The 21,005-nt window shown below is 72.0% G+C and carries 18 protein-coding genes; 9 read left to right on the top strand and 9 right to left on the bottom strand.

What is annotated here, in order from left to right:
* Positions 1-56: 56 nt before the first annotated feature.
* Together ACWGH0_RS04460 and ACWGH0_RS04455 are read right to left on the bottom strand one after the other, a co-directional pair.
* On the bottom strand, positions 57-1,199 hold the full coding sequence (locus ACWGH0_RS04460; RefSeq protein ID WP_453402627.1) for an acyl-CoA dehydrogenase family protein: 1,143 nt from the start codon (positions 1,197-1,199) through the stop codon (positions 57-59).
* Positions 1,196-2,341, bottom strand: a complete 1,146-nt coding sequence (locus ACWGH0_RS04455) for a CaiB/BaiF CoA transferase family protein (protein WP_453402626.1) — start codon at positions 2,339-2,341, stop codon at positions 1,196-1,198. The genes ACWGH0_RS04460 and ACWGH0_RS04455 overlap by 4 nt, the downstream gene beginning before the upstream one ends.
* 132 nt (positions 2,342-2,473) lie before the next feature.
* On the opposite strand from ACWGH0_RS04455, the gene ACWGH0_RS04450 reads away from it, so the two are divergent.
* Positions 2,474-3,679, top strand: coding sequence for a saccharopine dehydrogenase family protein (locus tag ACWGH0_RS04450; protein WP_453402625.1), 1,206 nt, complete (start codon positions 2,474-2,476; stop codon positions 3,677-3,679).
* A 172-nt stretch (positions 3,680-3,851) separates the two neighbouring features.
* Here ACWGH0_RS04450 and mmpA read toward each other — a convergent pair whose 3' ends face one another.
* A complete protein-coding gene (mmpA, locus tag ACWGH0_RS04445; RefSeq protein ID WP_453402624.1) occupies positions 3,852-4,034 on the bottom strand; it encodes a morphogenic membrane protein MmpA in 183 nt (60 codons plus the stop codon).
* Positions 4,035-4,085: 51 nt separating this feature from the next.
* Positions 4,086-4,787, bottom strand: a complete 702-nt coding sequence (locus ACWGH0_RS04440; protein WP_453402623.1) for an endonuclease V — start codon at positions 4,785-4,787, stop codon at positions 4,086-4,088.
* A 32-nt stretch (positions 4,788-4,819) separates the two neighbouring features.
* Between ACWGH0_RS04440 and ACWGH0_RS04435 the strand changes: the two genes are divergently transcribed.
* A complete protein-coding gene (locus ACWGH0_RS04435) occupies positions 4,820-5,122 on the top strand; it encodes a YciI family protein (protein ID WP_453402622.1) in 303 nt (100 codons plus the stop codon).
* 599 nt (positions 5,123-5,721) lie between these two features.
* Here the strand turns inward: ACWGH0_RS04435 and ACWGH0_RS04430 are convergent.
* Positions 5,722-6,786, bottom strand: coding sequence for a WD40/YVTN/BNR-like repeat-containing protein (locus ACWGH0_RS04430; protein WP_453402621.1), 1,065 nt, complete (start codon positions 6,784-6,786; stop codon positions 5,722-5,724).
* 156 nt (positions 6,787-6,942) lie between these two features.
* Between ACWGH0_RS04430 and ACWGH0_RS04425 the strand changes: the two genes are divergently transcribed.
* From ACWGH0_RS04425 to ACWGH0_RS04410, 4 genes are all read left to right on the top strand, one after another.
* The gene (locus tag ACWGH0_RS04425; RefSeq protein ID WP_453402620.1) at positions 6,943-7,359 is read left to right on the top strand and encodes an SsgA family sporulation/cell division regulator; all 417 of its coding nucleotides are present in this window, start codon (positions 6,943-6,945) and stop codon (positions 7,357-7,359) included.
* A 259-nt stretch (positions 7,360-7,618) separates the two neighbouring features.
* Positions 7,619-9,232, top strand: a complete 1,614-nt coding sequence (locus ACWGH0_RS04420; RefSeq protein WP_453402619.1) for an ABC-F family ATP-binding cassette domain-containing protein — start codon at positions 7,619-7,621, stop codon at positions 9,230-9,232.
* Between the two features lie 199 nt (positions 9,233-9,431).
* Positions 9,432-10,406 (top strand): acyl-ACP desaturase, encoded by a 975-nt coding sequence (locus ACWGH0_RS04415; RefSeq protein ID WP_453402618.1) that lies wholly within the window; start codon positions 9,432-9,434, stop codon positions 10,404-10,406.
* A 136-nt stretch (positions 10,407-10,542) separates the two neighbouring features.
* Positions 10,543-11,451: a chitosanase gene (locus ACWGH0_RS04410; protein ID WP_453402706.1), complete on the top strand. Its 909-nt coding sequence runs from the start codon at positions 10,543-10,545 to the stop codon at positions 11,449-11,451.
* A gap of 1 nt (position 11,452) precedes the next feature.
* Here ACWGH0_RS04410 and ACWGH0_RS04405 read toward each other — a convergent pair whose 3' ends face one another.
* Both ACWGH0_RS04405 and ACWGH0_RS04400 read right to left on the bottom strand, forming a co-directional pair.
* Positions 11,453-13,030, bottom strand: a complete 1,578-nt coding sequence (locus ACWGH0_RS04405; RefSeq protein WP_453402617.1) for a GMC family oxidoreductase — start codon at positions 13,028-13,030, stop codon at positions 11,453-11,455.
* Between the two features lie 81 nt (positions 13,031-13,111).
* Positions 13,112-13,345: a WhiB family transcriptional regulator gene (locus ACWGH0_RS04400; RefSeq protein ID WP_453402616.1), complete on the bottom strand. Its 234-nt coding sequence runs from the start codon at positions 13,343-13,345 to the stop codon at positions 13,112-13,114.
* A gap of 106 nt (positions 13,346-13,451) precedes the next feature.
* Here ACWGH0_RS04400 and ACWGH0_RS04395 point away from each other — a divergent pair, with 106 nt between their 5' ends.
* Entirely contained in the window at positions 13,452-13,976 is a 525-nt protein-coding gene (locus ACWGH0_RS04395) for a PadR family transcriptional regulator (protein ID WP_453402615.1), read from the top strand.
* Positions 13,977-14,014: 38 nt separating this feature from the next.
* On the opposite strand, the gene ACWGH0_RS04390 is transcribed toward ACWGH0_RS04395, so the two are convergent.
* Positions 14,015-15,004, bottom strand: coding sequence for a multicopper oxidase domain-containing protein (locus ACWGH0_RS04390; RefSeq protein WP_453402614.1), 990 nt, complete (start codon positions 15,002-15,004; stop codon positions 14,015-14,017).
* A 176-nt stretch (positions 15,005-15,180) separates the two neighbouring features.
* On the opposite strand from ACWGH0_RS04390, the gene ACWGH0_RS04385 reads away from it, so the two are divergent.
* A complete protein-coding gene (locus ACWGH0_RS04385) occupies positions 15,181-17,676 on the top strand; it encodes a ThuA domain-containing protein (protein ID WP_453402613.1) in 2,496 nt (831 codons plus the stop codon).
* 60 nt (positions 17,677-17,736) lie between these two features.
* On the top strand, positions 17,737-19,899 hold the full coding sequence (locus ACWGH0_RS04380; RefSeq protein WP_453402705.1) for an OmpL47-type beta-barrel domain-containing protein: 2,163 nt from the start codon (positions 17,737-17,739) through the stop codon (positions 19,897-19,899).
* 10 nt (positions 19,900-19,909) lie between these two features.
* Here ACWGH0_RS04380 and ACWGH0_RS04375 read toward each other — a convergent pair whose 3' ends face one another.
* Positions 19,910-20,998, bottom strand: coding sequence for an ABC transporter permease (locus tag ACWGH0_RS04375; RefSeq protein ID WP_453402612.1), 1,089 nt, complete (start codon positions 20,996-20,998; stop codon positions 19,910-19,912).
* Positions 20,999-21,005: the final 7 nt, after the last annotated feature.

Raw genomic sequence — 21,005 nt, 5'->3', positions numbered from 1 at the left:
GGGGAGGGGTCGGCGGGGCGGGCGAGCCGGGGGCCGGCGGGTGGAGCGCGGAGGGGTCAGGCGAGGAGTGAACGGCCGATGATCTCCTTCATGATCTCGGTCGTGCCGCCGTAGATCGTCTGAATCCGGCCGTCGGTGAAGGCCCTGGCGACCCGGTATTCGCTCATGTAGCCGTAGCCGCCGTGCAGTTGCAGGCAGCGGTCGGCGACGCGCTTCTGGAGTTCGGTGGCCCACCACTTGGCCATCGACGCGTGGACCGCGTCGAGTTCCCCGTTCGAGTGATCGACGATGCAGCGGTCGAGGAACGTACGGGTGACGGCGCACTCGGTGGCCATCTCCGCGATCTCGAAGCGGATGTGCTGGAGCTTGGACAGCGGCCGCCCGAACGCCTCGCGTTCCTTGACGTACGCCGTGGTGATCTCCAGGAGGTGCTCGGCCGCGGCGATCCCGGCGACCGCGATGCCCATGCGTTCCTGGGCCAGGTTGGTCATCAGGTGGACGAACGCGCCGTTGAGCTCGCCGAGCAGGTTCTCCTTGGGGACGCGTACGTCGTGGAAGAACAGCTCGGCGGTGTCCTGGGACTTCTGGCCGATCTTGTCGAGGTTGCGCCCGCGCTCGAAGCCTTCGGCGCCGCGTTCCACGACGAGCAGCGACAGGCCCTTCGCACCGCCCTCGGGCGAGGTCTTGGCGACGACGACGACCAGGTCGGCGAGGATGCCGTTGGAGATGAAGGTCTTGGAGCCGTTGAGCAGCCAGTGGTCGCCCCGGTCCTCGGCGGTGGTGCGGATGCCCTGGAGGTCCGAGCCCGCGCCCGGCTCGGTCATGGCGATGGCGGTGATCGTCTCACCGGTGCAGAAGCCGGGCAGCCAGCGCCGCTTCTGCTCGTCGGTGGCCAGCCCGGTGAGGTAGGGGCCGATGATGTCGTTGTGCAGGCCGAGCGCGAGCCCGGCGGCGCCCGCCCGGGTGAACTCCTCGGCCAGGACGGCGCTGTAGCGGAAGTCGTCGTTCCCGCCGCCTCCGTACTCCTCAGGCACCGCCAGGCCCAGGAGTCCCTGCCTGCCCGCCGCGAGCCACGCGTCCCGGCTGACGATGCCGTCCTGCTCCCACTGCTCGTAGTACGGCGTCACCTCCTTGGCGAGGAAGGTGCGCACGGTCTCCCTGAACGCCTCGTGCTCGGGGGTGAAGATCCGACGTTTCAACTCTGCCTCCTGGGGCCGGCCTGCTCGATGCTGGGTACGTCCCATGCGCGCGCCACTTCGGCCGTGTCCGCTCCCGGGAGCGCGGGTGGCCTGCGCACGGCTCCCGGGGTGGCCGAGAAGCGCGGGGCGGGTGCGGGCTGGGTGAGGCCGCCGTGGGTGACGAAGGTGGAGCGGGCGGCGAGGTGCGGGTGGGAGGGGGCCTCGCTCAGGGACAGCACGGGGGCGACGCAGGCGTCGGAGTCCTCGAAGACGGCGGTCCACTCCTCGCGGGTCCTGGTCCTGAAGCGGGCGGCGACGCTCGCCCGCAGTTCGTCCCAGCGGGTCAGGTCGGCGCGGGCCGACGCCGCCGCCTCGTCGAGGCCGAGGAGGGCGGTGAACCGGTCGTAGAACTGCGGTTCCAGCGCGCCCACCGCCATGTACCGGCCGTCGGACGTCTCGTACGCGCCGTAGAAGGGGCAGCCGCCGTCCAGCAGGTTCGCTCCGCGCCGGTCCTGCCAGCCGCCGGCCGCCAGCATGCCGTGGATCATGGTGGCGAGGTGGGCCGCGCCGTCCACGATCGCGGCGTCGACGACTTGGCCCCGGCCGCCCTCGCTGCGGGCGTGCTGGAGCGCGGCGAGGACGCCGATGACGAGATAGAGGGAGCCGCCCGCGTAGTCGCCGACGAGGTTGGCGGGGACCACGGGCGGTCCGTCCGCGGTGCCGATCATGCCGAGGGTGCCGGTCGGGGCGATGTACGCGATGTCGTGTCCGGCGCGCTGGGCGAGCGGGCCCTCCTGGCCCCAGCCGGTCATCCGCCCGTACACGAGCCGGGGATTCCGTGCCAGGCAGGGGTCGGGGCCGACCCCGAGGCGCTCGGCGACACCGGGACGGTAGCCCTCGATGAGGACGTCCGCGCGCTCCACGAGGTCGAGGACCCGGGCCGGACCGTCCGCCGCCTTGAGGTCGACGATCACCGAGCGCTTGTTGCGGTTGGTGAGGTCGTACGCCGGATCGATGCCCAGTTCCGCGCCGCCGGGGCGGTCCACCCGGACGACGTCGGCGCCCAGGTCGCCGAGGAGCATGGCGGCGAACGGACCGGGGCCGATGCCCGCCAGTTCCACCACGCGCACTCCGGCGAGCGGGCCGTTCCCTGTCCCTGCCATCAAGCCCCCAGCAATGTGACACAACTGATGTAACATCAATGATGCTAAGAACGTGTTCCACTTCGCACAAGCCTTTGGGGCGAGCAAGCGCTTAGTTCTTTTTACCGGGGATCACCGCTACTCTCTGCCCCCATGAGCGAGACGGTTCCACGCAGGGGCGGCACGGATCGCCCGTACGACATCGTGCTTTTCGGCGCCACGGGCTTCGTCGGGGAACTGACCGCGGAGTATCTCGCCGCGCACGCGCCCGCCGACTGCCGTTGGGCGATAGCCGGACGAAGCCCCGTGAAGCTGGAGAAACTACGCGAACGGCTCGTCGGGATCAATCCGGCGTGCGCGACCCTTCCCCTCCTGCACGCCGACGCGTCCGACCCGGCCGCGCTGCGCGAACTCGCGGCCCGTACGCGTGTCGTCGCGACGACCGTCGGTCCCTATGTCCTGTACGGCGAGGAGCTCGTCGCCGCCTGCGCCGACGCGGGCACCGACTACGCGGACCTGTCGGGCGAGCCGGAGTTCGCCGACCGGATGTACCTGGCGCACGACGCGCGGGCGCGCGAGACCGGGGCGCGGATCCTGCACGCGTGCGGTTTCGACTCGATCCCGCACGACCTCGGCGTCTACTTCACCGTGCAGCAGCTGCCGCAGGGCGTGCCGCTGCGTATCGACGGTTTCGTCCGCTCCAACGCGATGTTCTCCGGTGGCACCTTCGCCTCCGCGCTGACCGCTCTGGGGCGCGGGCGGCAGACGCTCCGGGCCGCGCGGGAACGCCGGATGTCCGAGCCGAGGCTCGTGGGGCGGCGTGCGCGGGCCCCGCTCGGCGCGGCGCGGCGCAGTCGCGAGACGGGGACCTGGGCACTGCCGCTGCCGACCATCGACCCGCAGGTGGTGGCCCGTTCGGCGGCCGCGCTGGAACGCTACGGTCCGGACTTCCGCTACCGGCACTACGCGTCGGTGAAGTGGCTGCCGGTCGCGGTGGGCGGGGTGGCGGCGGTGGGAGCCGCGGCGGCGCTGGCCCAGATCCCGGCGGCACGGGCGTGGCTCATGGACCGGTACGCGGGGGGGTCGGGTCCCGACGCGGAGCGCAGGGGCCGGAGCTGGTTCACGGTGCGGTTCGTGGGCGAGGGCGGCGGGCGCCGGGTCTTCACCGAGGTGTCGGGCGGCGATCCCGGCTACGGCGAGACCGCGAAGATGCTGGCCGAGTCGGTGCTGTGCCTGGCCTACGACGAGCTGCCCGCGACGTCGGGGCAGGTCACTCCGGCGGTGGCGATGGGCGACGCGCTGCTGAAGAGGCTGACGGCGGCGGGGCTGCGGTTCCGGGTGGCGGCTGTGCGGGGGTGACGCGGGGGTGCGTGCTCGGGGCGCGGGCTGGGGGCGCGTGCTCGGGGCGCGTGCCCGGGTGACGCGGGCGAGTGGCCGGCGTGTGGAGGGCTGGCGCGTGCGAGTGGCTGGCGTGTGCGGTTGGCCGGCGGGTGCGGGGGGACGCGTCCGGGGGTGACGCGGGCGGCCCGGGTCAGTGGCCGGTGAACCAGCCCGCGAGCGTGTATATCATTCCGCCGGTCCAGCCCAGGGCGGCCAGGCCGCCCACCAGTATGACCGTGTTCATGCGCCGGCCGGCGCGGTGGACCGTCACGGACTCGACCGCTCGCGTCGGGCCGGGGTGCGTCGGGTACTCGGGGTGCGGATTGATCGTCATACGATCACTCTGTCCGATTACGGCAGTTCAAACATCCGTACAGATACTCAGTTACGCGGTTGTTCCGAAACCGGCACCGATCGCGTCGGCGAGGGCCCGGCGGCACAGGGTGTCCGCCGCGCGCGTCGACTCGGGGAGCCGGAAGGCGGACGCCAGGCGCAGGGTGTGCGCGCAGGCGTTGTCCAGGCCCACCCGGTGGCCGACGGAGACGAACACCGGCTTCACGCCGTCCTGGGTGCGCAGCGCCCGGCCCACCTCCTCACCGCCGTCCGCCAGGAGCGGGGACTCGGCGCCGCGGCGCGGGCCCGGTTGCGCGTAGGTGAAGGTGAAGGGATTCTTGGCGACGCCGATGGTGGCGAGGCCGGTCACGACGCCGAGGTGGCTGGCCAGGCCGAAGCGGCGCGGGTGGGCCAGGCCGTAGCCGTCGCAGACCACGAGCCCGGGGCCGGCCGACAGCTTCTCCAGCGCCGCCAGCACGGTCGGGAGCTCCCGGAACGCGAGCAGGCCGGGCACGTACGGGAAGGCCACGCGGCCCACCGCCGTGGCCTCCTCGACGACGGTGAGCGTGGCGGCGTCCAGCACGACCGCCGCCGCGGCGACGACGTCGCGCTCGTCGTCGTACGCCACGTCCACACCCGTGACCAGGCCGGTGCCGGGGGGCGGGCCCGGCTCGTCCAGCACCACGCGGGTGCGCAGCTCGTCCTGGATCGCTCGGGCTTCGGCTTCGTCGGCGGGAGTGCGCAGGCTCTTCATAGTGATCAGAGCGTACGGGTAGCCTGACGGCCATGTTCGTACTGGAGTTGACCTACACCGCACCCGTCGAACGCGTCGACGAGCTGCTGGAAGCGCATGTGGCGTGGCTGGACACGCAGTACGAGGCGGGGGTCTTCATCGCTTCGGGCCGCAAGCAGCCGCGTGACGGCGGGGTGATCCTGGCCGTGGCGAAGGACCGGGCGCGGATCGAGGAGATCGCGGCGGCGGATCCGTTCACGGTGGCGGGGGTGTGCGCGTACCGGATCACGGAGTTCGTGGCCACGAAGACGGCGCCGGCGCTTGCGTCTTACCGGGAGCGGTTGCCGGTGGCGTAGGCGGGGTTCGGCGGCGGTGCCGTTGGGGTGCGGGGCGGTCGGGCCGGGGTCGGGGTTCGGCGGCGGTGCCGTTGGGGTGCGGGGCGGTTTGGCCGGGGCCGGGCTTCGGTGGCGGTGCCGTTGGGGTGCGGGGCGGTCGGGCGCAGCCCCGCTTCGGAGGCGGTGACGCGCCGGGGCGTCTCCTCGGGCGCCGAACCTTCCGGCACCGCTGCGGCCCGATCGGCGTGGTTACGTTCGACGCCCTGCGGGGAGCGCCCCCGCACGTCCCCTCCCGCACCGCCAGGACCCGCAACGGGGCTCCGGGGCAACCCCGTGCCGGTTGTCCCCTCCCGCACCGTCGAGCTTCCGGCCAGTCCGACCGCAGCCCCGCTTCGGAGGCGGTGACGCGCCGGGGCGTCTCCTCGGGCGCCGAACCTTCCGGCACCGCTGCGATCCGATCGGCGTGGTTGCGTTCGACGCCCTGCGGGGAGCGCCCCCGCACGTCCCCTCATGCGCCGCCAAGGACTCGCAACGGGATTTCGGGACAAGCCCGCGCCGGGGCACCGTCGAGCTTCTGGGCGGGCTTCGGTGCCGTTCGCACTGTTGATGGGTGGGGTGGCTCAGGGGCGCAGGCGGGCCGCTCTGCCCTTTTCGCCCGCGGCCCAGCAGGCGCCGTCGCGGGTGCAGTCGACCGTGTCGTACGAGCCGGTGTCGATCGTGCGCCAGGTGCGGCCGCCGTCCCGTGTGAGGTCCGTGCCCGTGGGGCCGACCGCCAGGGCGGAGGACTTGGTGTGCGGCAGCCAGGTCACGCCGGAGCGGTAGGCCGGGGGCGGGGTCGACGACTGCTGCCAGGTGGTGCCGCCGTCGCCGGTCAGCGCCGCCGCCTTGGGCGACTCCTGGCCCGCGCGGTAGTCGCCGCCCACCGCGATTCCGTGGCGGCGGTCGCGGAAGGCGAGGCCGAAGACGCCTCGGGCCGGGTCCCCCGCCGGGATCCCGGCGTCGGTGGCGGTCCAGGTCAGGCCGCGGTCGGCGGAGTGCAGCACCCGGCCCGTCGGGCCGCCGCCCGTGGCCAGCCACACGTCCCGGGATCCGGCGCTGACCAGGCACTGGCCGCTCGCCGCGAAGCCCGCCTCGCCGGGGTGGGCGGCGGGCATGCCCGCGTCCGGCAGGACGCGCCAGGTCCTGCCGCCGTCGCCGGTGGACAGGATGCGGTACTTGCCGTCGACCGGGTCGCTCATCGCGAGGCCGTTGCGGCGGTCGAAGAAGGTGAGGCAGTCGTAGAACGCCCTCGGGTCGGTGTTGCGGAAGCTCTCGGTCCAGGTGGCGCCGCCGTCGTCCGTGCGGAAGATCCGGGACGCCTCGCCCTCGCCGATCGCGAGCGCCACCGCGCGCCGGCTGTCGAATGCCTCGACGTCGCGGAACTCCAGACCCCCTGGGGGCGAAACGTTGAGCCAGTTCCGGCCGCCGTCCTCGGTACGCAGCACCGTGCCCTTGGAGCCCGCCACCCACGCCGTCTGCCGACTGACCGCCGAAAGGCCGCGGAAGCGCACGTCCTGCTTGCCGGTGTCCCTCGGCTGCCAGACCCCGGGTGCGTCCGCCCGCGCCGGCGCGGCCAGGGCGGCGGCCAGCGCCGCGCCGCAGAGTCCTAACGACACCATCCGTCTCGTCTTCCCCATGCCCCTCATGGCGCTGGAAGCTAGTCCACGGCCGCTGCCCCGTCCAGGGCGCCTCCCGGACGCGGGTCGTGTGACGCAGGTCACGCGACCCGCGCATGCACGGATTTCGTTGTTCTTACGTCTGACCCTGTGACAGTCAACCGACCCGTTGAGAGGGAGCAGGTCTTGCCTCCCGTGATCGTGCAAGCCGTGCAGGCCCGTCTGGTCTCGTCCACACCCCGGGCGGAGACGGTCGCCGCGACCCTGCGGTACAACCGCTCGGACCCGTTCGCCGTACGCGTGGGCTTCCCGCCGTCCGCCACCCTGGAGGGCATCGAGGTGTCCTGGGCGTTCGCCCGCGAGCTGCTGGAGGCGGGCATCGAGTCGCGGGCAGGTCTGGGCGACGTGCGGGTGCGGCCGTACGGATACGGGCGAACCGTTTTCGAGTTCCACGCCGCCGAGGGCACCGCGATGGTCCACATCCGCACCGCCGACCTGCGCCGGTTCCTCAAGCGCACCCACGCGCTCGTTCCCGTCGGCGGCGAGCATCTGCATCTCGACGTCGACCACGACCTGGCCGAACTGCTGCGCGACGCGCTGTGAGGGCCGGCGAATAATCGGTTGGCGTTCCGGGGGCCGCGGCGTACGTTGGTCGTGGCCCTGTTGTCGTCGATCGGAGTGGGACGTTGCTCGTCTGAGGTCCTGAGACACCCGCGCGGTACAGCTTTCCGTCTGTGCGCGCCGTGTGCGACCTCGGCATGTGAGCCGTTCTCCCCCCGACCGGGCCCTTCCCGGCGCAGCCGTACGTCGCCCTTGGTGTCTCCCCGTTGCCCTTGCTCGTTTTCCGCAACCGGAGGCCGCCTTGTCATCCCATCTCACCTGCTCCGCGCTTTCCTTCAACTGGCCCGACGGGACGCCCGTGTTCGACGGGTTCCAACTGGCCGTCGGCCCCGGCAGGACGGGGCTCATCGGGCTCAACGGCTCGGGCAAATCGACCCTGTTGCGGCTCGCCGCCGGTGAACTCGCCCCCACGGCGGGCAGGATCCGGACCGTCGGCGAGGTCGGGTACCTCCCGCAGGACCTCGTGCTGGACACCGCCCTGAGGGTGGACGAGGCCCTCGGCATCGCCTCCACGCGGGCCGCCCTGCACGCGATCGAGGCGGGCGAGGCCACCGAGGAGAACTTCGCCGCCGTCGGCGACGACTGGGACGTGGAGGAGCGCGCCCGGGCCGCTCTCGACCAGCTCGGGCTCGACCGGATCGGCCTGGACCGGACCATCGGCGAGGTGTCCGGAGGCGAGTCCGTCCTGCTGCGGCTGGCCGCGCTGCTGCTGCGCCGCCCCGGCGTACTGCTCCTGGACGAACCGACGAACAACCTGGACCGGCGGGCGCGGGAGCGCCTGTACGCCGCGGTCGAGGCGTGGTCGGGGGTGATGGTCGTGGTCAGCCACGACCGTGAGCTGCTGGAGCGCGTCGACCAGATCGCGGATCTCCGGGAGGGCGAAGTGCGCTGGTACGGCGGCAACTTCTCGGCGTACGAGGAAGCCCTCGCCGTCGAGCAGGAGGCCGCGGAACGCATGGTGCGCGTCGCGGAGGCCGATGTGCACCGGCAGAAGAAGGAGCTGGCCGACGCGCACGTGAAGCTGGCCCGGCGTAAGCGGTACGGGCAGAAGATGTTCGACTCCAAGCGCGAGCCGAAGATCGTCATGAACGCCCGCAAGCGCGCCGCGCAGGAGTCGGCGGGCAAGCACCGCATCATGCACGCCGAGAAGCTGGCGGAGGCGAAGGAGCGGCTGAGCGGGGCGGTGGACGCGGTGCGCGACGACGACGAGATCAACGTCGTACTGCCGCACACCACCGTGCATCCGGGACGCCAGGTGCTGACGCTGCGCGATGTCGGGCTGCGGTACGGGGCCGGGGTCGCGGGCGCGTTCGAGGTGCGCGGGCCCGAGCGGATCGCGCTGACCGGGCGCAACGGCGCGGGCAAGACGACGCTGCTGCGCACGATCACCGGAGAGCTCCGGCCGGTCGCGGGCGAGGTGCTGACGCACGTGCCGCTGCGCTTCCTGCCGCAGCGGCTCGACGTACTGGACGACGGGCTGACGGTGGCCGAGAACGTGGCGCGGTTCGCGCCCTCGGCGACCAACAACGCCGTGCGGGCCGGGCTGGCGCGCTTCCTGTTCAAGGGTGCGCGGGCCGATCAGCCGGCCGGCACCCTGTCGGGCGGCGAGCGGTTCCGGGCCACGCTGGCGGCGCTGCTGCTGGCCGAGCCGGCGCCGCAGCTGCTTCTGCTGGACGAGCCGACGAACAACCTGGACATGGCGAGCGTGCGCCGGCTGACGCAGGCGCTCGGGTCGTACGAGGGGGCGCTGATCGTGGCGTCCCACGACGAGCCGTTCCTGGACTCCATCGGGATCACGCGGCGGCTGGAACTCGGGCGCGAGGAGGAGGAGGAGGTATCTGCGGGTTCCGGGTGATCCGGTGCGGTTCGGGGTGTCGGCGCGGGCGTGACATGTCTCTCGCTGTGACCGGCTGACCTGCGTCCATAACTGAACGTAAGGGGACATTACCAGGCGAGGACTTGGCTCAGGTCTTACGACCCCCTTAACCTACGGTCTCGTAACCTACGAGGCCGTAGGTATTTCATGCCCCCCGCCCCCGTCCCCAGGAGCACCAGTGACGATCACCTCTCCCCAACTCGGCAGTTCGGACGCGTGGACCGACGCCCGACTGCTGTACGCGCTGGAAGAGGTGGTGGAGAAGGAACTCAACCGCCATCTCAAGGTCGCCAAGGACTGGATGCCGCACGAGTACGTGCCGTTCTCCGACGGCCGCAACTTCCCGGGCCAGTTCGACGACGGACAGGCATGGGAGCCGGAGCAGTCGAAGGTCACCGACATCGGCAAGATCGCGCTCGTCGTGAACCTGCTGACCGAGGACAACCTGCCCAGCTACCACCACGAGATCGCCACCCTCTTCGGCCGCGACGGCGCCTGGGGCACCTGGGTGCACCGCTGGACGGCCGAGGAGGGACGGCACGGCATCGTGATGCGTGACTACCTGCTCACCTCGCGTGCCGTCGACCCGGACAAGCTCGAGCAGTTCCGCATGGCGCACATGGCGGAGGGCTTCGAGTCCGACAACCGCCACTCGATGCTGCACTCCGTCGCGTACGTCGCCTTCCAGGAGCTCGCGACGCGCGTCTCGCACCGCAACACCGGCCACCAGTCGGGCGACCCCGTCTGCGACCGCATGCTGGCGCGCATCGCGACCGACGAGAACCTGCACATGGTCTTCTACCGCAACCTGCTGGGCGCGGCCTTCGAGCTCGCCCCCGATCTGACCATGCAGTCCGTACGGGACGTGGTCGTCAACTTCCGCATGCCCGGACACGGCATGCCGGGCTTCGAGCGGGCCGCCGCGCAGATGGCGATCGGCGAGATCTACAACATGCGGATCCACCACGACGACGTGCTCCAGCCGGTCCTGCGCTACCTGAAGGTCCTGGACATCGACGGGCTCGGCCCGGAGGGCCTCAAGGCGCAGGAGGAGCTCGGCCTCTACATGCACGGGCTGGACACCGAGGCCAGCAAGTTCGACGAGAAGCTGGCCGCGCGCAAGGCCCGGATGGCCGCCCGCGCCGCCTCCTGACCCCCGGCGGCCCCCGCCGCCCGCTGTATGTCGGCCGGGGGCCGCGCTGGGTGAGCCCGAGCGGAGCCTGCCCGCCGGGGCGGGAGCGGGGGCGGCGCCCGTCCGGCCGCCCCGTACGCTGTGCGGCGTGAAACCACTGACCCGCCTCGCGCTCGTGGGCGCTCCGCTCGCCATCGCCGTCTCGCTCGTCCTCGGAGGCAAGAGCTCGGAAGTGCCGTCGTCGGACGTGCCGGCCAAGGCCGCCGGCCCGAAGACGCCCGAGCCGAAGAAGCGGACGGACCGGGAGATACGGGAGCAGAAGGCGCTGGACCGGCGGATCGCCCGGATGCCGGCCGGCCTCGCGGCCCCGGACAAGAAGGAGATCGCCTCGCGGATCGTGGCGAGCGCCGAGAACTCCACCCTGAACTGGCGCGGCCAGTACGCCACCATCGAGGACATCGGCGACGGCTGCGGCTACACCGCCGGCGTCATCGGCTTCTGCTCCGGCACCAACGACATGCTCCAGCTCGTCGAGGGCTACACCGAGGACCACCCGGACAACCCGCTCGCCCCCTACCTGCCCGCCCTGCGCGCGGTGGACGGCACGGCGTCCCACGAGGGCCTCGACCCCGGCTTCCGGGCGGCGTGGGCGAAGGCCGCCGAGAGCCCGGCCTTCCGCAGGGCGCAGGACGAGACCCGGGACAGGATCTACTTCCGGCCGGCCGTCCGCATGGCGAAGATGGACGGCCTCGGCACGCTGGGCCAGTTCGTCTACTACGACGCGATGGTGCTGCACGGCCCCGGCGTCGGCCCGAAGGGCTTCTACGGCATCCGCGACGAGGCCATGAGGTCCGCCAGGACCGTCGCCGAGGGCGGCGACGAGCAGGCGTACCTCAACGCCTTCCTGGACGCCGGACGCGCGGTGATGAAGGTCAAGAAGGGGCACGAGGACACGTCGCGCATCGACACCGCGCAGCGCGCGTTCCTGCGCGCCGGCAACCTCGGCCTGGAACCGCCGCTGGTGTGGCAGATGTACGGCGAGACGTTCCGCATCCCCGCCGCCTGAGCTACGCCCGCGCGTCCTCGCGGATCAGCTCCGCCGCCTTCTCCGCGATGGCCACGGTCGGGGCCTGCGTGTGCCCCCGGGTGATGCCCGGCATCACCGAGGCGTCGACGACCCGCAGCCCCCGCACCCCCCTGACCCGCAGCCTCGGATCGGTCACCGACGCCTCGTCGGCGCCCATCCGGCAGGTGCCGACGGGGTGGTAGAGCGTCTCGGCGGACTCCCGGACGGCCTTGGCCAGCGTCTCGTCGTCGACGATCCCCGGGTACGGCGCCAGGGGGCCGGCCGTGAACGGCGCCAGCGCGGGCTGTGCCAGCAGTGCCTCGGCCCGGCGCACGCCCGCCACCAGTCGCCGCAGGTCGGACTCGTCCGCCAGGTACCCGGGGTCGATGCGGGGCGCCGTGTCGACGTGGTCACCGGCGAGCGTGACGCGCCCTTCGCTCTCCGGCTGGAGCAGGACGACGCCGATCGTGATGCCGTGCTCGGCCGGCGGCGTGAGACCGTGGTCGACGAACGGCCCGGGAGCGAAGATCAGCTCCAGGTCGGGCGCCGCCAGTTCCGGCGTACTGCGTACGAACGCGACCGCCTCCCCCACGTTCGAGGTGAGCGGCCCGCGCCCGGCCAGCAGGAATCGCGCCACGTTGGCGAGGGTGTCCGCGCCCGTCAGGGTGACCGGCAGCGGGCAGCGCACGGCCACCGCCGTGGACAGGTGGTCCTTCAGATGCCGGCCGACCTCGGGGGAGGCGACGCGCGGCCGCACACCGGCCTCGCGCAGGTGGTCCGGGTCCCCGATGCCCGAGAGCATCAGCAGCTGCGGCGATCCGACGGCCCCCGCGCTGAGGATCACCTCCCTCCGGGCGCGCAGCACCGTGCCGCCGTTCGTCACCACTCCCGTCACGCGTGTGCCCTCGAACGCCAGCCGCCGCACCCGCGTGCCCGTGACGACGTCGAGGTTGCGCCGCCGGGCGGCCGGCTTCAGGTAGCCGTCGGCCGTGCTCCATCTGCGCCCCGCACGCTGGTTGACGGACGTCGGCGCGAACCCGCTGGGGTCGGGGACGTTGAGTTCCGCGAGCTCGGCGAGCCCGGCGCCGCGGCACGCGTCGAGGAAGGCGGCCGTCGTCGGGTTCGGGTCGCGCGGCGGCGAGAGGACCATCGGCCCCCGCGTCCCGTACACCGAACGGCCGTCCGCGGGGCCCGTCCAGCGCTCGGCGCGCCGGAAGTAGGGTGCGATCCCCTCGTACGACCATTCCTCGCCCGCGGCCTCGCCCCACGCGTCGTAGTCGTCGCGGTGGCCCCGCACCCACATCATGGCGTTGACCGACGAGCAGCCGCCCACCACGTGTCCGCGCGGCCAGTACAGCTCGCGGCCGGCCAGCCCGTCCTGCCGCGCGGTGCTGAAGTTCCAGTCGTACGCCGTCTTGAAGAGCTTGGGGAACGCGGCGGGGACCCGGATCTCGGTCCGGCGGTCGCTGCCTCCGGACTCGACGACCGCGACCCGCACCGTGGGGTCCTCGGACAGGCGCGCGCCGAGCACGCAGCCCGCCGAACCGGCGCCCACCACAACGTAGTCGTACTCATCCATGGCGTCTCCCCCAGCCGTGCGCGGACGGTGCGGACCTCAGCATGTACGCCGGGCGGTCGCCGTGCCAGGGGGCCTCGCGGCTCAACGCGGGCCGCGCCTGAGGCGCAGCCGTTCCTTCTCGGAGAGTCCGCCCCAGACGCCGAACCGCTCGTCGTTCGTGAGGGCGTACTCCAGGCAGGCGACCCGCCCTTCGCAGGCGCCGCACAGCTGCTTGGCCTCGCGGGTCGAGCTGCCGGGAGCGGGAAAGAAGAACTCGGGCCCCGCCTGGGCGCACAGGGCGGTCTCCTGCCAGGGGAGTTCGGTAGTGGTGATCATGCGCTCCACCCTTCACCGCGGAGATCAACGTCTGCTCAACGTCCGGTCAACGCGGCGGCCGGCGGCGTTTCGCCTCGTGCGTATACACCGCGTGTAGAGTGCCGGCATGTCCATCGGCCACGCCCTGCTCGGGCTTCTGGAGTCGGGGCCCCGTCACGGGTACGACCTCAAGCGCGCCTACGACGACCGCTTCGGTCACGACCGCCCGCTGCACTACGGGCAGGTCTACTCGACCATGGCGCGGCTGCTGCGCAACGGCCTGGTGGAGATCGACGGCATCGAGGCGGGGGCGGGCCCGGAGCGGAAGCGGTACGCCATCACCGAAGCGGGCGTGAGCGACGTCGAGAACTGGCTCGGCCGGCCCGAGGACCCCGACCCGTACCTGCGGACGGCCCTCTACACCAAGGTCGTGCTGGCCCTGCTGAGCGGCCGCAGCGCCGAGCGGCTGCTCGACGCCCAGCGGGCCGAGCACCTGCGCCTGATGCGCGAACTCACCCTGCGCAAGTCCGAGGGCCCCCTGGCCGGCCGGCTGATCCGCGAGCACGCCCTGTTCCACCTGGAGGCGGACGTGCGGTGGCTGGAACTCACCACCGCCCGCCTCGATCGGCTCGCCGCGGAGGTCCGCGGCTGACCGGCGCCTCCGGTGCGGCGCGGGCGGCCGGTGACGCCTCACGGCGGCGTCCGGTGCGCGTGCCCCCGGGGATGGTGCGGCTCGTGCCCGGGGATCGTGCCGTCGGGTTTGGCCACCAGGAACAGCCCGGCCATCCCCATGTCGGAGTGGCTCTGGACGTGGCAGTGGTACATCCAGGCGCCGGCCCCGACGTGTTCTCCGGCGATGATCTGGAACCCGAACGAGTCGGCCGGTCCAGTGATCTTGTTGTCGATGATCCGGCTGGTGTCGTCGGGGCCCGCCAGCAGCCCCGTCCGGTTGTCCGCCCACCGGTGCCCGTGCATGTGGAACGTGTGGTAGAACTCGCCGTGCGTGATCATGAGGATCTCCACCCGGTCCCCCACCGTCGCCCGGAAGTCCGGACTCCGGTGTCCCGGCCGGTTGTTGACGGTCATGTCGTTGAAGACGATGGTGAAGGTCCTGTCCGGCAGGATGTCGCCCTTGCGCCGCACGATCACCCCGCCGTAGAGCCCCTTGCGAATGCCGCCGGTTCCGTGGTCCGTCCCCACCACATGGTCGTGGTAGTGCCAGTAGCCCGCGCTCCCGGACCGCCAGGTGCCGTCCTTGCGCCGGCCCGGCAGATGCGTGCGCCAGGTGTACGTCCTGGTGCCGCCGGGCTCCACATGGCTGCGGCTCAGCCTGGTGCCGTCACTGGCGACGTCGTAGTCGACACCGTGCACGTGGAGGCTGGCGGGCACGTCCAGGGTGTTCTCGAACTCGATGTGCGCGGTGTCGCCCTCGATCAGCTCGATCAGCGGCCCCGGGACCGTCGCCCCGCCCTTCTCGAACCCGTAACCGAGCTGCCCGTCGGGCAGTTTCTCGGCGTACATCTTCAGCCGGTGGACCTGTCCGCCGCCCGGCGCCGTCCTCGGCGGGGCTTCCGCCGCCGCGGCCGACGGGGCGGAATCCGCCACCGACAACGATGTCACCCCGGCTGCGGCGACCGCGCCGCCCGCCAGCAACCGCCGGTTGAAGCTCCTTCTGTCCATGGCCCAACTCCCCACGCACGCATCGGAGATCGACGGCCACACCGTAGCGGGGGCGGTGCCGTTCATCCACAGCAAGGACAAAGTTGGCGCCATTGCGGTCGTCCCTCTTGGCGCGGCACGAAAAGAGGTCTAGCTTCATCGGCCGTTCCCGTGACCACTGAGGGATGGGTGAACACATGCAGCGCGCACCACATCACCGGTCAAGACAACGACGCGGCCTGGCCGCCGTACTGACGGCCGGAGTCGTCGCATCCGGACTGCTCGGCGGCGCACCGGCCTCCGCCGGACCGTATCCGCAGCCGCCTCCCGCGCCCCCGACAACGTTGTCGTTACCCGATCTCCCGTCTCCGCCCGGCGGGGCCAACGTCCGTGTGCTGGTGTTCCACGGATCGGCCGCCGCCGACGAGTCCCCCGCGGTCGATGCCGGCATCGCGGCCATCGAGACGATCGGCCGGTCCGGCCCGGCCGCCCAGCGCTTCCGCGTCGAGGCGACGGACGACCCGTCCGTCTTCACCACCGCCAGGCTGGGCAGGTTCAACGCCGTCGTGTTCCTGACGGGCGGCGGCGACGTGCTGGACCCGGAGCAGGAGGCGGGCCTGGAGGCGTACATGGAGGCCGGCGGCGGCTTCCTCGGCATCCACGACGCGGCGCGCACCGAGCCGTACTCCGACTGGTTCGGCGGCCTGATCGGCGCGCGGCCCGCCGTGGGCGGGCCCGCGAACGTACAGCGTGCGACCGTGGAAGTCGGCGACCGGCAACACCCCGCGACGAAGGGCCTCCCGCTCCAGTGGAAGCGCCCCGACAGGTGGCTGAACTGGACGAAGAACCCGTCCGGCGACGTCCACACCGTGGCCCGCGTCCGGGAGGCGACGTACAGGCCGGGGACCGGCGCGAACGGCTGGGACCACCCGGTGTCCTGGTGCCGCGACTACGACGGCGGCCGGTCCTTCTACACCGGCATGGGCGGTACGCCCGAGTCCTTCCAGGAGACGGACTTCCGCGACCACCTGCGCGGCGCCCTCCAGTGGACCGCGCGCATCGCCCGCGCCGACTGCAAGGCGGGCATCAACGCCCACTACCGGGCCGAGCGCCTCACCGCGCCCAACCAGCCCGGCCGTTCGGACCAGATCGGCGAACCGCACGGACTGGCCACCGCCGAGGACGGCCGGGTCCTCTACATCGGCCGGGGCGGCGGCGACGCAGACGCTCCGGTGGTCACCGACTGGAGCGACCCCGACATCGGCAAGGGGCAGGGCCAGGTCCACGTCTACGACCCGAGGACGAAGAAGGTGACGTTCGCGGGCGCCCTCACCGTCTTCGGCAACAAGGGCGGCGGCGACGAGCTGGTCAAGAACGAGGAGGGCCTGCTCGGCGTCGAGACGGACCCGGACTTCCTCACCAACGGCTGGGTGTACCTGCACTACACCCCTCACGCGCGGATCGACCGCGACACCCGTACGGCAGAGCGCCGCGTCTCGCGCTTCACGCTCGACCTCGCCACCAACAAGCTGGACCTCGCCTCGGAGAAGGTCCTGCTCAAGTGGCCGGTGCAGATCCACAGCTGCTGCCACGCGGGCGGCGGCATGGCGTGGGACTCGAAGCAGAACCTCTACATCGCGACGGGTGACAACAACTCCTCCCGCTTCAGCGACGGTTACTCGGGCAACAACCCGGAGCCGAACTTCAAGGGCCTGTCCTTCGCGGACGCCCGGCGCACGGCGGGCAACACCAACAACCTCAACGGCAAGATCCTGCGGATCCACCCCGAGGACGACGGCACGTACACGCTTCCCGCCGGCAACCTCTTCACCGGCGAGGAGCCGGACGAGGGCGGCGGCAGAACGCGCGGCGAGATCTACGTGATGGGCGTGCGCAACCCCGCCCGTATCGCCGTCGATCCGAAGACCGACATCCTGTACGCCGGCTGGGTCGGCCCGGACGCCGGCGCGCCCAGCACCACCTGGGGCCCGGCGAAGTACGACACGTTCGCCGCGATCACGAAGCCGGGCAACCACGGCTGGCCGTACTGCATGGGCAACAACCAGCCGTACCGCGACCGCAATCTGCCCGACCCCGCGAAGCCGCTGGGCTGGTACGACTGCGACCGGCCGAAGAACGAGTCCCCGCACAACGACGGCCTGGTCAACCTGCCGCCGGTCACCCCCAACACCATCTGGTACTCGCCCCAGGGCGGCGGCGTCGACTATCCGCGGGACGCCGCCGGTGTGCCGAGCTACAAGCAGGAGGAGCAGAAGCTGCTGCTGCCGTGGCTCAAGGGCGGCGGTCAGGCGACCATGAACGGCCCGGTCTACCGCCACGACCCGGCGAGCGACAGCCCGGACAAGTGGCCGTCCTACTGGGACGGCAAGTGGTTCGTCGGGGACTTCTACGACGGCGACCAGCCGCGCCACGCGGTGCTGACCGACCCGAAGACCGCAGGCGACGGCGGGCTGCCCACGCACGCCGAGTCGCTGAAGAAGATCATTCCGGTGGGCGCGGACGGCATCCGCAACCTCATGGACTGGAAGTTCGGGCCGGACGGCTCGCTGTACGTCCTCGACTACGGGCGCGGGTTCTTCACCTCGGACGCCAAGTCGGCGCTGTGGCGCGTGACGTACAAGGGCGGCGAGCCGACTCCGGCCGCCGCGGACCTGGCCGGGAAGGGGGAGTAGGCGGTGCGGCTGAAACGGAGAACCCCTCACCTGTGGACCGTGCTGGCGGCGGCCCTCCTGATGGTCCTCGGCCTGACGTCGACGGCGGCGTACGGCCGTGAGGACGACGCGGCGGCCCCGGACGACGCGGCCGCCCAGACCCTCACCTGGACCGCGGGCGACCCCATCGACCGCTATCCCACCTTCCCGAGGACGGCGGTGGCGGGCGAGACGACGATCGTCTTCGAGAACAGCGCGGCGACCGGCAACACCACCGGGATGCCGCACACGCTGACGTTCGACGTCTCGGACCCCGAGTTCAACAACGACGTACAGCTGAACATCCTCGCCAACCCGAGCGACGCCCAGGGCGGCAGGCACACCGCGACCGTCACCCTCACGCCCGGCCGGTACTTCTACCACTGCACCATTCCCGGCCACGGCTCAATGCAGGGCATCCTCACCGTCACCGACGGAGGCGGCGACGACACGACCGCGCCGGAGACCTCCGCGAAGGTGGAGGGCGAGCGGAACGCCGACGGCGCGTACGTCGGACACGCGTCGGTGAGCGTCACGGCGACCGACGCGGGCTCCGGGGTGGACAGGACGGAGTACGCGATCGGCGCGGACGGGGTGTGGCAGCCGTACACCGCGCCGGTCATGGTCCACCAGGTCGGTACGCACAAGGTCCGCTACCGGGCCACCGACAAGGCGGGCAACACCGCCGCCGAGAAGGCCGTCGACTTCACCGTCGTCGCCCCGCCGAGCGACGACACCACACCGCCGGAGACCTCGGCGACGGTCAGCGGTGCGAAGGACGCGCAGGGCCGGTACCTCGGCACGGCGACGGTCACGGTGACCGCGTCCGACACCGGCTCGGGCGTCAACACCATCCAGTACGCGCTCGGGGCGGACGGCGCCTGGACGACGTACGCCGGTCCGGTCGTGGTGCAGGGGACGGGCACGCACAAGGTGCGCTACCGGGCCACCGACAGGGCCGGCAACACCGCCGCCGAGAAGGCCGTCGACTTCACGGTCGTCGCACCGCCGACCGAGGACAAGACCCCGCCGGAGACCACGGCGACGGTGACCGGCGACAAGAACGCCGACGGCGCGTACATCACCAGCGCGAAGGTGACGCTCACCGCGACGGACGCGGGCGGCTCGGGCGTCGACAAGGTCGAGTACTCGCTCGACGGCGGCCCGTACCTGGCGTACACCACACCGGTGATCGTCGACCGCGTCGGGCGGCACACCATCGACCACCGCGCCACCGACAAGGCGGGCAACACGTCCGTCGCCAAGCGGGTGGCCTTCACGATCGCGGAAGGCGGCGGCGTGCCCGCGCCGAACTGCCCCGAGCACGACGAGCGGCTGACGGTCGTCGTCGGCACCGTCGACACGGGCGTGCCCAACCGGATCACCCGCAACCGGTGCACCATCAACGAGCTGATCGAGGACGAGCGGGAGTGGAGCTCCCAGGCCCTGTTCCTGAAGCACGTCGACAAGGTCCTCGACAAGCTGCTGTACGACGGTGTCGTCGACGAGCGGGAGCGCCGGAAGATCTACCGCGCGGCCCGGCAGTCCGGCATCGGCGAGCCCGGCCGGACGGCCGGCTACCGGGATCTGTTCGACGGTACGCGGTCCTCCTTCGCCAAGTGGCAGCAGGTGGGCGGCGGCTCGTTCGGCCTGAACGCGGACGGCTCGATGACCAGCAGCGCCACGACGCCCGGCATGGGCATGCTGTGGTTCCCCGAGCGCAGGTACGAGGACTTCTCGCTCAGGCTCCGCTGGCGCGACGACGCGCCGGGGACGGGCAACGCCAACGCCGGTGTCTTCGTGCGCTTCCCGCAGGTCCACGACCATCCGGAGGAGCCGCGTCCGGAGTGGGTCGCCATCAAGTACGGGCACGAGGTGCAGATCCTGGACCGCCCGGACGGTGACATGTACAAGTCCGGGTCGGTCTACGGCTTCGACCGGGTGGGTCTCGGCGGGGCGGGCGTCACCCCGAAGGGTACCTGGAACGACTACGAGATCCGGGTGAAGGGCCAGCACTACTCGGTCTTCCGCAACGGCGTCCTGATCAACGAGTTCGACAACACCGGCGGGCAGGACTTCCACCCGCCGCGCGGCGACGACCCGGGGACGGACGGCCGGCGGTACGCCTCCGGCTACATCGGCCTCCAGGTCCACGGGACCACCGACGTGATCTCGTACCGCGACATCCGCGTCAAGCAGCTGTAGGCCGCACGCCTCACGCCCCGGCGGGCGCGGCCGCGTGCGCGGGCACGCGGTCGCGGCCGCCGGGGTGCCGGTGGCGGTACACACCGAACACCGTGCAGGCGACCAGCGCCCAGCCGCCGAGGACCAGGAAGGGGAAGAGGTGCTGGTGGCCCTCGAAGTAGACGGCCGTGTGCTGGGCGTTGACGGACGCGCCCGGTGGCAGCCACCGGCCGATGTGGCCCAGTGCGGACGGCAGCAGTGGCCAGGACACCGCGCCGCCCGACGACGGGTTGCCGAGGAGGACCATGAGGCCCCAGGTCGGCAGCATCGCCCAGCGTCCGATCAGGGTGTTGAACATCGTGAAGACCATGCCCGAGGTGAACATCGTCAGGGCGAGGATCAGCCACGACTCGGCGAAGGGCAGGTCGAGCGCGCCCAGCAGCCAGTCCACGACGGCGGCGATCGCGAAGGCGCCGAGGAGTGAGTAGGCGACGGTGAAGGCGATCCGTTCCGCCGGATTCAGGGCGCGGGCGTGCACGCTGAGCTGGATGGCGCCGACGAATCCGATGATGACGGCGGCGAGCGAGACGTAGAAGAGGGCGAGTCCGCGCGGATCCCCCTCCTGCAACGGCTTGATGTCCCTGATGACGACGGGCACACCGGTCTGCCGGCCGACCTTCACGCCCGTCTCGGCGAGCACCTGCGCGACGGAGGCGCCCGACGCGCCCGCCACGTCGAGTTCCACGCCGGCGCCCCTCGTGCGCAGGATCGCGAACTCCTCCTGCTCGTCGAGGGCTTCGCGCGCCCCGGCGTCCGTGGCGTACGGGGTCAGGACCAGCGAGGTGTTGAGCGCCCGCTCCATGCCGGTGACGAACGCCCGCCCGTCCCCGTCCCGCACGTCCCCGACGACGGCGGTCGGGATCCGGTGCGGGGTGGGGTTGGCCATCGTGTACGTGTAGGAGCCGGCGAACAGCCCTGCGGCGAGGGCGAGGATGAACACCAGCACGAGTGCGGGCAGGAACGGCGACTCCTTGAAGGCCGCCCACTTCTCCGCGCGCGTCGGCGGTCTGCCGTGAGCGCCGTGCGCGGAGTCGGCCTCGCCGGCCGGTGGCCCGTTCACGCGCTGC

It is taken from the genome of Streptomyces sp. NPDC054887 (assembly GCF_053610585.1).
Note: the sequence above shows the minus strand (reverse complement) of the source record. Positions and strands in the feature narration are given on the sequence as shown.

Coding starts and splice junctions, on each gene's coding strand:
- ACWGH0_RS04440 (WP_453402623.1), bottom strand. CDS start 4,787: ATGAAGAGCCTGCGCACTCCCGCCGACGAAGCCGAAGCCCGAGCGATC.
- ACWGH0_RS04385 (WP_453402613.1), top strand. CDS start 15,181: ATGCAGCGCGCACCACATCACCGGTCAAGACAACGACGCGGCCTGGCC.
- ACWGH0_RS04455 (WP_453402626.1), bottom strand. CDS start 2,341: ATGGCAGGGACAGGGAACGGCCCGCTCGCCGGAGTGCGCGTGGTGGAA.
- ACWGH0_RS04380 (WP_453402705.1), top strand. CDS start 17,737: ATGGTCCTCGGCCTGACGTCGACGGCGGCGTACGGCCGTGAGGACGAC.
- ACWGH0_RS04390 (WP_453402614.1), bottom strand. CDS start 15,004: ATGGACAGAAGGAGCTTCAACCGGCGGTTGCTGGCGGGCGGCGCGGTC.
- ACWGH0_RS04395 (WP_453402615.1), top strand. CDS start 13,452: ATGTCCATCGGCCACGCCCTGCTCGGGCTTCTGGAGTCGGGGCCCCGT.
- ACWGH0_RS04400 (WP_453402616.1), bottom strand. CDS start 13,345: ATGATCACCACTACCGAACTCCCCTGGCAGGAGACCGCCCTGTGCGCC.
- mmpA (WP_453402624.1), bottom strand. CDS start 4,034: ATGACGATCAATCCGCACCCCGAGTACCCGACGCACCCCGGCCCGACG.
- ACWGH0_RS04405 (WP_453402617.1), bottom strand. CDS start 13,030: ATGGATGAGTACGACTACGTTGTGGTGGGCGCCGGTTCGGCGGGCTGC.
- ACWGH0_RS04430 (WP_453402621.1), bottom strand. CDS start 6,786: ATGAGGGGCATGGGGAAGACGAGACGGATGGTGTCGTTAGGACTCTGC.
- ACWGH0_RS04435 (WP_453402622.1), top strand. CDS start 4,820: ATGTTCGTACTGGAGTTGACCTACACCGCACCCGTCGAACGCGTCGAC.
- ACWGH0_RS04450 (WP_453402625.1), top strand. CDS start 2,474: ATGAGCGAGACGGTTCCACGCAGGGGCGGCACGGATCGCCCGTACGAC.